We start from the raw sequence: 13,313 nt of genomic DNA, 5'->3' as shown, positions 1-13,313 counted from the left end.
TGGCAGCAGCTGCCCGATTATTTGTATAATTGCTTTAATTTTGTGAACTGTTGAAATTTATGCAGAAGTTTTTAGTTGTCCTGCAATACCTGTGTCTGGCCTTTGCCATTTATCTGATTTATAGCGTCAGCATGTCGCTGTATCGCCAGGATTTTGTCCTGATGGAACTGGTCGCTGATATCGGTACGATTCTGATCTGTATCGACCTGGCGGTGTTTTTATTTACCAGTAAAGGCAAGCCCGGCATTAGCATGGAAGAATATGCAAAAAGACTGGAACAGCCACCATCTAAACTGGTCTATGTGACACGAAAATTGGGGCATCTCGGTATTTTGCTGATTATCACCAGCTGGATTGTGCCGATGATTAACTCATAATGATCCAATAAAAAACCTCCCAATTGGGAGGTTTTTTTAAATTAAAGATATCTGAAAATTATTTAGAACCTTTAATCCCTGCTTGCAATAGCAATGCACCCAAACCACCAATTTTTTGCTCTTGTGGTTTAGCCGCTTGAGGTTTCTTACCCTGAGGGCGATCACCTTGCGGACGTCCTTGCTGTGGACGTTTACCCTGAGGCTTACGTTCACCACGTGGCTCATTGTTCTCGCGACGTGGCTGACGTGGTGCTTTCGCCGGCGCTTCAGAACCTTCAGGACGCATCGACAGATTCACGCGGTTACGTTCAGCATCCACATTCAAAACACGGACTTGTACGATTTGACCCGGTTTCACCACTTTATGCGGATCAGCGACGAATTCATTGGCAAGTTCAGAAATATGTACCAAACCATCTTGATGCACACCCACATCGACAAATGCACCGAAGTTAGTGACATTTGTCACTACACCTTCCAGCTGCATGCCTTCAGACAATTGCGCAACTTCAGTAATGTCATCACGGAATTTAGCAGTGCGGAACTCTGGACGCGGGTCACGGCCCGGTTTTTCCAGTTCAGCCAATACGTCTTGAATTGTCGGCAGACCGAATTTCTCGTCTGTAAATTCTTCAGCATTCACTTGGCGAATGATTTCAGTATTGCCAATGATGTCTTTTACAGTCGTTGCTTTCGCTTCAACAATTTTGCTCACCAAAGCATATGACTCAGGGTGAACCGCAGAAGCATCTAGTGGTTCTGTACCATCTTGAATACGCAAGAAGCCCGCAGCCTGCTCAAAAGTACGCTCGCCTAAACGTGGCACTTTCTTCAAAGACTGACGATTGTCAAAACGACCATTTTCCTTACGGAATTCCACAATTTGCTGTGCAATTGATTTATTTAGACCCGCGATATAACCCAAAATCGCTGCTGATGCAGTATTTACATCCACACCCACTGAGTTCACACAGTCTTCAACGACCGCTTCCAAGGTTTTCGCCAGACCGGTCTGGTTCACGTCATGTTGATACTGACCCACACCAATCGATTTCGGATCGATTTTCACCAGTTCTGCTAGTGGATCTTGTAAACGGCGTGCAATCGATACCGCACCACGAATAGATACATCTAGTTCAGGCAGTTCCTGTGAAGCTAGTTCAGATGCTGAATACACCGATGCACCTGCTTCAGATACAGAAACACGCGTCATTTTCAGATCACTGTTCGCAGCCATCATTTCAGCAACTAAAGCTTCAGTTTCACGGCTTGCAGTACCATTACCAATCGCGATCAGGTCAACATTGAACTCGCGGCATAAACGCGCCAGCTCGGCCAGTGAACCTTCTTTATCGTCTTTTGGTGCAAATGGATAAATCGTGCTGTGTGCAAGAACATCACCAGACTCGTTCACTACCGCCAGTTTCACACCGGTACGGATACCCGGGTCCACGCCCAAAGTGGTACGTGCGCCTGCAGGTGCAGAAAGCAGTAAATGACGCAGGTTTTCAGCAAAGACGTTCATCGCTTCTGTTTCAGCAGCCAGACGTTTTTCAGTCAGCAATGAATGTTCGATCGTTGGACGAACTTTACCGAGCCAAAATAGTTTTGCAGTTTGCTTCAAGAAATCCTGACGCGCTTGTGGCTGAACAGTTTCAAGATTGTATTCAGTTTCAATACGCGCCAACGGGGCATCATCTTCGCCATCCACTTTCAGGCCTAAAACGTTTTCTTGACGGCCACGCAGCATCGCCAATAAACGGTGTGAAGGCACTTTATTCAAGTTTTCAGAGAAATCGAAATAATCACGGAATTTTTTACCGACTTCTTTTTTCTCATCACTGGCAACCAAACTTTTCAGCACGGCAGTTTTTGCAAATGTCGCTTTAAGTTCAGTGGTCAGCGCGATATTTTGCGCCCAGTCATCAATCAGGATGTGCTGGATCGCATCAAGCTGGCTTTCAGTATCTGGGTAATCTTCATGGCTAAAACCCACCAAAGCTTCAGCTGGATCAACGGCTTCATTAAAGATTTTTTCGGAAATCGGGCCTAGACCGGCTTCTTTGGCCTTGAATGATTTACTGGTACGTTTTGGACGGTACGGCGCGTAAATTTCTTCTAATGCATTTTTGGTTTCAGCGGCATTCACACGCGCCAATAAATCATCAGATAATTTATCTTGTTCTTTGAGTGATTCAATCACCTTTTCACGGCGCTCATACAAATCACGCAAGTATGATAAACGCGTATCGAGTTGACGTAGTTGCGTATCGTCTAAGCCTTGCGTTACTTCTTTACGGTAACGTGCAATAAAAGGAACACTGGCACCTTCATCAATAAGCTTGATGGCAGCCTCAACTTGATTTGGACGTACGGCAAGTTCTTTTGCCAACTGCTGAACTAAGTCAGTCATCGTGTTTGATCCCACAAGGATAAGTACTAAATGGCATGATTATAAAGACCGGGTCTATAAAATCCACCATTGTTTTTATTAATTTACCTCATCTTTATATTATGAAGTGCCACAGTTTTCAGCTTTTCCCGATAAAGTTTGTATGAACTTTGCTTTTTATCCAGCTTAAAATCGTATTTTTTGCTCATTTAGATGTATATATTTGGTATCTATGTCTTGATTTTAACTGCAATATTTGGTGCTTTAGAGCATAGTCAATTAATATCAATGAATCGTATACTCAAAGCCTATTTGATTTTTGTTTATGACGACAATAAAGAATAAAGGAGCATCTCATGAGTTTAGTTGTACCTGCTGAAAAAGCCGATGCCGTACATACCGAAACGGACCGGGTCGAACGGATCCTGGTGGTTGATGATGATGTTCGTCTGCGTACCTTATTACAGCGTTTTCTCGAAGATAAAGGCTTTGTGGTTAAAACTGCACATGATGCCACGCAGATGGATCGACTTTTACAGCGGGAACTGTTTTCTCTGATCGTGCTCGACTTTATGCTTCCGGTCGAAGATGGCTTGAGTATCTGTCGTCGTTTACGCCAATCCAATATCGATACGCCTATCATTATGCTCACCGCTCGTGGTAGCGACTCGGATCGTATTGCCGGTTTAGAAGCAGGTGCCGATGATTACTTGCCTAAACCGTTTAACCCGAATGAGCTGCTGGCACGTATTCGTGCGGTATTGCGCCGTCAGGTACGTGAAGTGCCGGGTGCACCAAGCCAACAGATGGAAGTGGTTTCTTTTGGCCCATGGTCGCTAGATCTCTCTACCCGCACTCTGACCCGTGAAGGCCAAGTGGTAACGCTCACTACTGGTGAGTTTGCGGTACTGAAAGCACTGGTTCAACATCCACGCGAACCATTAACCCGCGACAAGCTGATGAATCTGGCGCGTGGCCGTGAATGGGGTGCCATGGAACGTTCAATTGATGTTCAGGTGTCACGTTTACGCCGTTTAGTGGAAGAAAACCCAGCGCGTGCACGTTATATCCAGACTGTATGGGGTGTGGGTTATGTCTTTGTTCCAGATGGTGCTGAATAAAGAAAAACTTATTACGATAAAAGATTACCCCAATTTATTGTCCCTAAAAGCCATTCGCTGCTGTTTGAGCCTCCCCTTCTTTAAAGGCTCGTATACAAATGCGCGAGTTCAGCGAATGGCAAAGTTTTTACTTGCGTAACAGTGTTACTCATTTTTTCAAAAAAAGTAACACAACAAGCTCCTTCCATCGAAGGTTCAAGCAGTAAGATTCCATTACAAATTATTATTACTGCTCAATTTGGAAAATGCCAACAGGGAGCTGGTGTGAAACTCGACCCCATCGATCCACAAAAATTTACCGATTTTGTCAGCTACTCGGAAAAAAAGCGTACCCGCGGGGAACGCTTTCTCGACAAGATCAAGCCGCGTTCTGCTGCCATGCGTACCACGGTACTGGTGGTTTTTGTGGTCTGTTTTAGCCTGTTCATGTCCTTGTGGTTCTTTTGGCGTACCCTGTTTTTACCTGAAATCCAGCAACATGCGCGTTATCTGGCCATGGAACTGGAAATTCTTAATAATCCCGATCTGCGCCTGTATCATAAACAGCAGGAAGTCGATATCGATGACTGGCTGAAAAACCGGGTCGGCATTGAATACGTTACTAATCCGGCAGAATATCCCACTGTCCGTGAAAAGCTGATTGCCGAATTTTTTACCCGACAGATCGAAACCAAACTCGCCAAAGAGTTACGCATCGAACAAGCCACAGTCTATTTCCAGTTTAAGCCGAGTCCACGTATCTGGATCCAGACTCCTGAAATGAATGGTCACTGGGTACAGGAACCTTTAAAGACTTATGCCAATTATAGCAATGAACTGATTTTGGGCTGGTTGCTTGGCACGCCGATTATTGTCGGCATCATTATTTTGACCTTGGTGCGTCAGCTCAACCGTCCTTTACGCCGTTTGCAGAATGCCGCCAACAGTTATAGCCGAATCGGCTCAGCACCCTATCTAGATACCAATCATGGTCCACTGGAAATCCGTCAGGTCAATCATGCCTTTAATCAGATGATTTATACGCTGGACCAGACCGAGCGGGAACGCCGAATCATGCTGGCCGGCATTTCACATGACTTGCGCACGCCCTTAACCCGAATCCGCCTCAGTGCCGAAATGATGCCAGATGAAGACTTTCTCAAAGAAGGCCTGATTTATGATGTCGAAGATATGGACGCGATTCTGGATCAGTTCATTTCCTATATGCGCGATGGTTCCGATGAAGAACCGCAGGACACCAATGTCAATGTACTGCTACAGGAACTGGTCAAGCAGTTTAAACCGCTAGATATCCGATTTACACCACAAGATATACCGACCATTCAGGCGCGCAGCATGTCACTAAAAAGACTGATCGGCAATCTGATCAACAACTCAAAACGTTATGGTTCAGAACCAATTGAGCTTTCTGCGCATGTTGAAGAAGATCAACTGTTGATTTGTGTCGCAGACCATGGCGAAGGCATCCCGGAAGATCAGATTGAAGCCTTGATGCAGCCTTTTGTTCGGGGCGATTCGGCACGAACAGTACAAGGCAGTGGCTTGGGGTTGGCCATTGTGAAACGGATTGTCGATATTCACCATGGCCAATTGCGTATTCATAATCGTCCTGAAGGTGGGCTGGAAGCTATCATTTCACTACCCGTGAATCAGGCGAATCCTGAGACACTTCCCCCAGCCACTACACTCGATAAAATTCGCCAAACTTTGACTGAGCACTTTTAATAAGTGATCAGTAATTCAACAAATGACTTTTTAGTTTTTCTATACAATTCATTTTATAGTTCACGAATTCAATCATTTAAAAATCATCATTTTTTATTATACCTACATTTAGCTAAAAAATTAGACCTTAGCCTAACACCTATGCACAATACATTTTTTGAGCGGTACAATCCGTATCATAGTTTAAGAATTAATGAGAGTTAAAATGTCTTTAGATCGTATCCGTTTAGCCTCCCTACACAACAAAGTCATCAGCCCTGAACAAGCGGCTGAATTCATCCAAGATGGCATGACTGTGGGCATGAGTGGCTTTACTCGCGCTGGTGAAGCGAAGGCGGTTCCTTTAGCTTTAGTTCAACAGGCAAAAGCAAACCCATTAAAGATCACGTTAATTACTGGTGCATCACTAGGGAACGATCTAGACAAACAACTGACTGAAGCTGGTGTATTGGCACGTCGTTTACCGTTCCAGGTAGACAATACTTTACGTAAAGCGATCAACAACGGCGAAGTGATGTTCATTGACCAGCACTTGTCTGAAACTGTTGAGCAAATGCGTAACCTGCAGTTGAAAAAACCAGACGTTGCGATCATCGAAGCCGTAGCAATTACTGAAGATGGCGGCATCATTCCAACAACATCTGTTGGTAACTCTGCAAGCTTTGCGATTTTTGCTGAAAAAGTGATTGTAGAAATCAATACGAATTTAAGCCCGGCATTTGAAGGCTTGCACGATATCTACATCCCGACGTATCGTCCAACGCGTCAAGCGATTCCATTGACTCAAGTTGATGAGCGTATTGGTACGCATGCGATCAATATCGATCCATCTAAAATTGTTGGTATCGTATTTAACAGCGAATTGCACGACTCTCCATCTACTGTAACTGCACCAGATGATGAGACTCAAAGCATTGCCAACCATTTGATCGCTTTCTTTGAAAAAGAAGTAGCTGAAGACCGTCTACCGAAAAACCTCGGACCTCTTCAAGCAGGGATTGGTTCAATTGCAAACGCCGTATTGACGGGTCTGAAAGATTCAAACTTCGAAGACTTGATCATGTACTCAGAAGTACTACAAGACTGTACGTTTGAATTGATCGATGCCGGTAAAATGAAGTTTGCTTCAGGTTCTTCTATTACGCTTTCTGCTAAGTACGGCGAGAAAGTATTTAACAACCTAGAACAATACAAAGACAAACTGGTATTACGTCCACAGGAAATTTCAAACCATCCTGAACTGGTACGTCGTTTAGGTATTATCGGCATCAACACTGCACTTGAGTTTGATATTTACGGTAACGTGAACTCAACTCACGTATGTGGTACCAAAATGATGAACGGTATTGGTGGTTCAGGTGACTTCGCACGTAATGCCCACTTGGCGATCTTCGTAACCAAATCAATCGCGAAAGGTGGCGACATCTCTTCTGTAGTGCCGTTTGCTTCACATATCGACCACGCAGAACATGATGTTGATATCCTAGTGACTGAACAAGGTCTTGCGGATCTTCGTGGTTTGGCTCCGCGTGAGCGTGCACGTGCAGTAATTGATAACTGTGCGCACCCAATGTACCGCGATGCGTTGAATGATTACTTTGACCGTGCATGTGCAAAAGGCGGCCATACCCCTCATCTTCTTCGTGAAGCGCTTTCTTGGCACTCAAACTTCGAAGAAAATGGTCACATGCTTGCTGTTGAAGCTGCAGTAAAAACTGCATAATTGACTGCATTCACAAAACGCCCTACGGGGCGTTTTTTTATGGCATTTTTATATTTTTTTTGAATAGTCAGAACCTGATTATATTAAGGAAGCCATCTGGCTATCACCTACTCTTTCTTCTTTTATTTATCCTGCCGATCTGCTGTAGAAATACACTTCTGATGCTCAAGGGCTTTAAATTCTGATTCTTCACCCTCATACTTGAACACAAGAGCAAAATTAGAGACATGACATGCGCGTAGATATCTGGTCAGATGTGGTTTGCCCCTTCTGCTATATTGGTAAAAAACGTTTAGAAGCTGCTGCACAAGAAGCAGGTATTGAGCTAGAAGTACATTGGCACAGTTTTCAGCTCGATCCTGAAGCACCGGTACGTCAGGAAGTCTCCAACTCTGAGCGTCTGGCGCAAAAATATGGCCGCACCGTGGCAGAAGTCGAAGAGATGCAGCGCAATATTGCTGAAATGGCCAAAGCCGAAGGTATTGAATTTAACTGGGAAGGTGCCAATTCAGGCAATACCTTTAATGCGCATCGCCTGATTCACCTGGCGCAAAGCAAAGGTTTGGGCAATGAAGCACAGGAAGCGTTCTTCTATAGCTATATGACCCAAGGTCTGGCGATTGGAGAACGTGAAACACTGGAAGATGTCGCAGCGCGTATTGGCCTGAATCCGGTCGAAGTCGATGACCTGTTGGATTCGGAAGAATATGCCGACTTTGTCAAATTCGATCAGGAAGTCGCACACGAACAACTCAAAGTGACTGGTGTGCCTTTCTTTGTTTTTGATCAACGTGTGGCATTGGCAGGCGCGCAACCTAAAGAAGTTTTCTTGCAAGTATTTGAAAAAGCGCTCGATACATCAACCAATAGTCAGGCAGCACAGTGCTCAACAGAAACGTGTGACACCCCAGACCAAGCTAAATAAAGCAACGTTCAATAAAAAACCCCATTTCAAATGGGGTTTTTTATTTGTTATTGAATTGTATTCACTTAATCAACCAGAAAACTAATTTTTAAATTGACACGATATTCCGTGATTTTATTTTCTTTAATGACAACCTTCTGTTCATTGATCCAAGCACCTTGTACATTTTTGACCGTTTCTGTGACTTTTTGAATGCCCGTTTGAATCGCATCTTCAAAGCTTTTATTGCTGCTTGAATTGACTTCTACCACTTTTGCAATTGCCATAATAAAACTCTCAAAATGAAAATGAATGAAATTCTATCTTAGTCCATTCCTAGAAGATTGCAGCAGCCCGTAAACAAGCGATAGCAAAAACTTACATGGATTGAACAAAGCTCGAAATTTAGTTTTAAATTGGCAGATCAAAAACACATGACCTTTTATTTTAACACTCGATTAAGTCCAGATTTTCATCGCTAAAATAAAGTATAAAGCCCTGTAAAACCATAAAAATCAAACTAGAGTAAATATACTAATTTATTGTTTTGTAGAGTAATTTATCTAAAATTTACTGCCTGAATTTGCCGAATCTATCATTTTCTATTAAGTCTTATTTGCTATTATTTCACCCGAATTAGGTTTAAATATTCTCCTCTGTTCAAGTCATTGAACACTCTGATATTAAAGGTCATCCTATGAATGCTCTTAAATTTGCTTTCGCAGCAACCGTTATGGCTTTTTCTGTTCAAGCGTCTGCACAAATGGCGCAAGTGGTTCATCTGCCAGACTTTCCAGCGACTAAAGCACCTGCGGAAACAGTAAATACAGATGCTGCGACTGTGGTAACTGAAAAAACGGCTTAATGCAAAGCTGTTTTTCATTAAAACAGGCTGATTGATTCAGCCTGTTTTTTTTGATCATATTGAACACATTCAGTGTGAAAGATGCACGACTCTAAAAAAATATCGACTATTTCCTACTCTCATTTTTTCTATTGATTTTTATCACTTTTAATTAAAAAATTTGTTTATAAAATACTCAAAATAGATCACTATTTTATGTGATCTCTGCTTATAATTGCAGCAATATAAATAGATCAATGATAAGAAAATTTTTTATGCATGAACTTCAGGCATTGGTACAGGGCAAAATTCCGCCTCATTCCGTTTCTATTGATTATTTAATTGAGATGGCAGAAAGCTATACCGACTCAAATTCTGCTGAATACAGACTAGTGGAGCTGGCGGTTAACCTCGTACTGGCACAAACCCTGGATAAAGTACTGAAACATCTCTAGAGATCAAAAAATGAATGCTTTAGAAAAAGCACACTTAATTAAAGAACTACATGGACTGGCGCAGCAACTGGAGCATAAAGTCCTGCCTTTATATGAAATTGCCCGTTCTAAAAAAAGAATACGCGATATTTTTAATCTGTGTGATGAACCTATTTTCAAAACCCAGATTTCAGCATTTAAAGTTCGCACTCAGCCTGAACTTGTCACCTACCAATTTTCTGCTAACACGTCTTATCATTTAAGCTTTCGTGGCTATTTCACCGAAATCTTGGCGCTGGAACAAGCATTGTATGCCCATCCGGATTCAGGCTGGGCAGTTTTACATCATCCTGAACGTGGCTGGCAAATCTGGCTGATTCCGGCTCCCCAAGCTCCTGCCCTGCACAGCCAATGGGCTGAACTGCAACACTGTTATATCTGGCTGTTACAACAACAGCAGCGGTTTTCTTGCCTGAAACAGGATCCACCCTTGATCGTTCCTGCCTTATCCTTACACGAAGCTGAAACCAGCTGCAATTCTATGGAAACAACCAAATATCATCGGGGACGGCCGCGCGCAAGAATTCATGCACTAGAATTAAATCGCTTAGATGAGTCAACCAATCAAATACTAACTGAACCCAAGGAACTAAATCCTCAACTAAAAGCTGAAACGACAATTCAGCAAGAACAGATCACAGTCTCCGAATTGATTCAATTCCCTGTACAGATCCAACTGGGCAAACTAAACGCTCATGTACACCCTTTAGGTTTAGAAGAAACTAATATCCAGCGGCTCTGTGCTTTAGAACTAGAATCCGATGTCGAACAACACCCTGTTTATCTGGATATTGTCTTATATTATGCGGCAGAAGATAACTGGCAGGCACGTCAGGTTTATTTGGTTGAGCAATTGAATCTGCAAGGTCAGTTTGTTAAATATCTGATGCTCTTAGGGGTACCGAGTCAGTTGCAGGCTCACTATTGTATTCAACATTGGCTGAGCCATCATCAACATCAGGCTGCTGCGATTAAATCACTGGCGTGGTCTGTTATAAGCACCAGGTTCATGCAACTCGAGTTTTTTTCAACGGCTTACTTGCAGCAGGCTGAAACAGTCTGGACACAGCCAGATTACCATCCATTTATACCCGCACAGTCCATTCAAAAGCAGAAATTTATCTCGTTTAAAGAAGCTGCTGCGGATTTTTCTACCCCAGTGCTTTTGCTACAGGAACATCAAAAAATCCGAGTGATTCATGGTGAAAAACGCATCTCTCTCGCAGAGGATGAGCTGGCCTATCCATACATCTTGCTGCAACGCGACAAACAGCTAAATTGGCAGAATATTCACAATATTATTTTAACAATGCCACAACCCATTCGGGTATTAGAGCTTTATCGGGAAATTCAGGCTCAAATGATTGAATAATTGCTGTTATTTTGTAGCTTTAACTTGCTTTTTAAGGCCGTTTTTTAGAAAACTACAGCTGAATATAAGAATACAAGAGCAACAAATATCTCATGCAAATAAACAGGGTTACTCAAATTTTACTGCTCTCTCTGGGCTTAGGAATGAGTGGTAGCATGTCTTGGGCCAATTCAGTCACAACTGCTCCTGCCAGTCCAACGAATATAGAGCCAAGCCGATCAGGCTTGCTGGATCAGATTCCACGTTTGATCGATGCAACACCCACGGTTCTGCCGGAGCAATCAAATGTCGCCATTGTTCCATCCACGCTAGAGACAGAAAATTATTCATGGGCGGATCAAAAGCAGAAAGGCATCCGCGAATGGGCCGATCGTACTGCGCATAAAATTGATAACTGGTTTGGTGAAAGCGATCCGGATCAGCCAGCTGCAGCTACATTACGGATCATTCTAGATAATCGCTGGGATGAATATGAAGGCTATGAGATTAAGCCCCGAATCCGCGGCAAGATCAAGCTTCCGACCTTGGAACAAAAGCTGAGTGTGGTGTTTGGTGATGACAGTCTGGACAATGAATTAGACAGCAATGTCGCGATTACCAATGAAAATCCTGCCACTTCCGGAAATAAGCGTCTGGATACTAAACGTGCCCGTGAAGATAACAGCTCTTTTGCCTTACGTTGGTCTGAATGGTCAGATCGTATTCCTTTTGAAACCGATCTGGATCTGGGCTTACGTTCTGGAGATGATATTTACCTACGCGTCAAAGCCAGTAAAGATTGGACACTAGAAAATGACTACTCTTTTCATGCCGAACAGATTTATCGCTATGGTATTCAAAGCGAAAACTATTTACGGACCAACCTGGAACTGATTCATGCCCGTCCCAATCAGGCCTTTTTCTCTAATCAGCTCAGTCTGACTTATGCCGATGATCAAGACGATGATCTCACTTGGGACAACTACACCTTTAGGCAACATCAGTTTTTTCAAGACAACCGTTTTAGTTACGGCATTTATACCGGTGGTTATCTGAATGACAAGGATCTGCGTCTTAATCGCTGGGGCCCTTATGTGTCCTGGAGACAACCTTTTTTACGTGAATGGTTTTTTGTCCAGACTGACCTGAACTATTTGAATGATCATCGCGAGGATCGTGATCACTATGTTGGGGCTTTGGTACGTTTAGAAGCGTTATTTTAAACTGAATGATGGTAGAAAATATAAAAGCCCATCATTCATGGGCTTTTTTCAATATTACTGAGGCAATCAGCGCGGTAAGTATTAGCTGGTTTTATTCAAGATAATACGATCACTGCGTAGCACTCGTTTTTGCTGTAATGAAGGTTGCTCCATCACTGGCATATTGAAGCGAATACGATCGCTATGTTGCACACGTTGTAGTTTTGCTGCCTCTGTCAACGGCATTTTAAAATTGACCCCTTTTACCTTAAAAATGGCGAAGTAAAATTGACCCCTTTGATCTCGTATTAAGTTTCAACCTGCGGCTGAATCCCAATTCTTTTTTTATCCTTCAAACGATAACTCTCACCCGATATCTGTACCACATGACAGTGATGTAATAGCCGATCTAACATCGCAGCGGTCAACGTAACATCATCCGCAAATGACTTAGACCATTGGCTAAAGGGTAAGTTACTCGTCAATATCGTACTGCCTTTTTCATAACGCTTGGCAATCACGTTAAAGAACAGATTCGCTTCTTCACGTCCAAACGGTAAATAACCAATTTCATCGATAATCAGTAACTTTGGTCCCAGTACCGCACGTTGCATATAGGTTTTCAGTTTACCTTGCTGGTAGGCTGTACTTAGTTGCAGCATGAGATCGGCGGCGGTAATGAACTTGATCTTAATGTTGTTCATGATGGCCTTATAGCCTAATGCCATAGATAAGTGCGTTTTTCCTACTCCGCTAGCCCCGAGAAACACCACATTTTCTGCTCTAGCAATAAAGCTCAGATTGAACAGTTCAATCACCTGTGATTTAGGGGCCCCTAGGGCATAATTAAAATCATAGTCTTCCAGGGTTTTGACTTGAGGCAGGCCTGAGAGTTTCATCAGTACCTGCTGGCTGCGCTGTTGCCTGGCAGCATATTCATGCGTCAAGATCGCTTCAACAAAGTCGGCATAACTTCCATCCTGACCTAATGTTTGTTGTGCATGATGTGACCATTGTGATGCGATGGCAGGCAGATTGAGCTTTTGGCAAAGCTGCTCTATACGGTCGTATTGCAGATTCATCAGGAAACTCCCAGCAACTGGTCATATACCGATAAGGGATGCTGCAAACTCTCGTAGGGCATGACATGCTCTGCTGCTGCAACAGGTACAGTGCTGGA

13 protein-coding genes are annotated in these 13,313 nt (G+C 43.2%); 9 read left to right on the top strand and 4 right to left on the bottom strand.

From position 1 onward, the window contains the following. Window positions 1–59 precede the first annotated feature (59 nt). Window positions 60–377, top strand: coding sequence for a hypothetical protein (locus AC1P5O_RS04705; RefSeq protein ID WP_004729331.1), 318 nt, complete (start codon window positions 60–62; stop codon window positions 375–377). Window positions 378–435: 58 nt separating this feature from the next. On the opposite strand, the gene AC1P5O_RS04700 is transcribed toward AC1P5O_RS04705, so the two are convergent. Next, window positions 436–2,790, bottom strand: a complete 2,355-nt coding sequence (locus AC1P5O_RS04700; RefSeq protein ID WP_005102865.1) for a Tex family protein — start codon at window positions 2,788–2,790, stop codon at window positions 436–438. 335 nt (window positions 2,791–3,125) lie between these two features. On the opposite strand from AC1P5O_RS04700, the gene ompR reads away from it, so the two are divergent. From ompR to AC1P5O_RS04680, 4 genes are all read left to right on the top strand, one after another. Further along, the gene (ompR, locus tag AC1P5O_RS04695; protein WP_004278590.1) at window positions 3,126–3,890 is read left to right on the top strand and encodes an osmolarity response regulator transcription factor OmpR; all 765 of its coding nucleotides are present in this window, start codon (window positions 3,126–3,128) and stop codon (window positions 3,888–3,890) included. A gap of 264 nt (window positions 3,891–4,154) precedes the next feature. Further along, window positions 4,155–5,615 carry an ATP-binding protein gene (locus tag AC1P5O_RS04690; protein WP_085064966.1) on the top strand — a complete coding sequence of 487 codons (1,461 nt, stop codon included), beginning with the start codon at window positions 4,155–4,157 and terminating at the stop codon, window positions 5,613–5,615. Window positions 5,616–5,820: 205 nt separating this feature from the next. Further along, the gene (scpC, locus tag AC1P5O_RS04685; RefSeq protein ID WP_004647324.1) at window positions 5,821–7,338 is read left to right on the top strand and encodes a succinyl-CoA:acetate CoA-transferase ScpC; all 1,518 of its coding nucleotides are present in this window, start codon (window positions 5,821–5,823) and stop codon (window positions 7,336–7,338) included. 232 nt (window positions 7,339–7,570) lie between these two features. Beyond that, a complete protein-coding gene (locus AC1P5O_RS04680; RefSeq protein ID WP_005102861.1) occupies window positions 7,571–8,263 on the top strand; it encodes a DsbA family oxidoreductase in 693 nt (230 codons plus the stop codon). Window positions 8,264–8,328: 65 nt separating this feature from the next. Here AC1P5O_RS04680 and AC1P5O_RS04675 read toward each other — a convergent pair whose 3' ends face one another. Continuing rightward, complete coding sequence (locus AC1P5O_RS04675; protein WP_004278594.1) at window positions 8,329–8,529, bottom strand: dodecin family protein; 201 nt, start codon at window positions 8,527–8,529, stop codon at window positions 8,329–8,331. Between the two features lie 410 nt (window positions 8,530–8,939). Here AC1P5O_RS04675 and AC1P5O_RS04670 point away from each other — a divergent pair, with 410 nt between their 5' ends. The 4 genes from AC1P5O_RS04670 to AC1P5O_RS04655 all read left to right on the top strand — a co-directional run bounded on the left by AC1P5O_RS04670 (window position 8,940) and on the right by AC1P5O_RS04655 (window position 12,154). Then, window positions 8,940–9,107 (top strand): hypothetical protein, encoded by a 168-nt coding sequence (locus AC1P5O_RS04670; protein ID WP_005102860.1) that lies wholly within the window; start codon window positions 8,940–8,942, stop codon window positions 9,105–9,107. A gap of 254 nt (window positions 9,108–9,361) precedes the next feature. Continuing rightward, complete coding sequence (locus AC1P5O_RS04665) at window positions 9,362–9,541, top strand: hypothetical protein (protein WP_005102858.1); 180 nt, start codon at window positions 9,362–9,364, stop codon at window positions 9,539–9,541. A 10-nt stretch (window positions 9,542–9,551) separates the two neighbouring features. Continuing rightward, window positions 9,552–10,952, top strand: coding sequence for a hypothetical protein (locus AC1P5O_RS04660; RefSeq protein ID WP_005102856.1), 1,401 nt, complete (start codon window positions 9,552–9,554; stop codon window positions 10,950–10,952). 155 nt (window positions 10,953–11,107) lie between these two features. Next, window positions 11,108–12,154 (top strand): hypothetical protein, encoded by a 1,047-nt coding sequence (locus AC1P5O_RS04655; protein WP_318270385.1) that lies wholly within the window; start codon window positions 11,108–11,110, stop codon window positions 12,152–12,154. Window positions 12,155–12,235: 81 nt separating this feature from the next. On the opposite strand, the gene AC1P5O_RS04650 is transcribed toward AC1P5O_RS04655, so the two are convergent. After that, entirely contained in the window at window positions 12,236–12,379 is a 144-nt protein-coding gene (locus AC1P5O_RS04650; RefSeq protein WP_348941977.1) for a hypothetical protein, read from the bottom strand. A 62-nt stretch (window positions 12,380–12,441) separates the two neighbouring features. Continuing rightward, the gene (gene istB, locus AC1P5O_RS04645) at window positions 12,442–13,215 is read right to left on the bottom strand and encodes an IS21-like element ISAba8 family helper ATPase IstB (protein ID WP_001053379.1); all 774 of its coding nucleotides are present in this window, start codon (window positions 13,213–13,215) and stop codon (window positions 12,442–12,444) included. Window positions 13,216–13,313 lie beyond the last annotated feature (98 nt).

The sequence above is a fragment of the Prolinoborus fasciculus genome (assembly GCF_056724605.1).
This window is presented reverse-complemented; position numbering and strand designations above follow the sequence as displayed.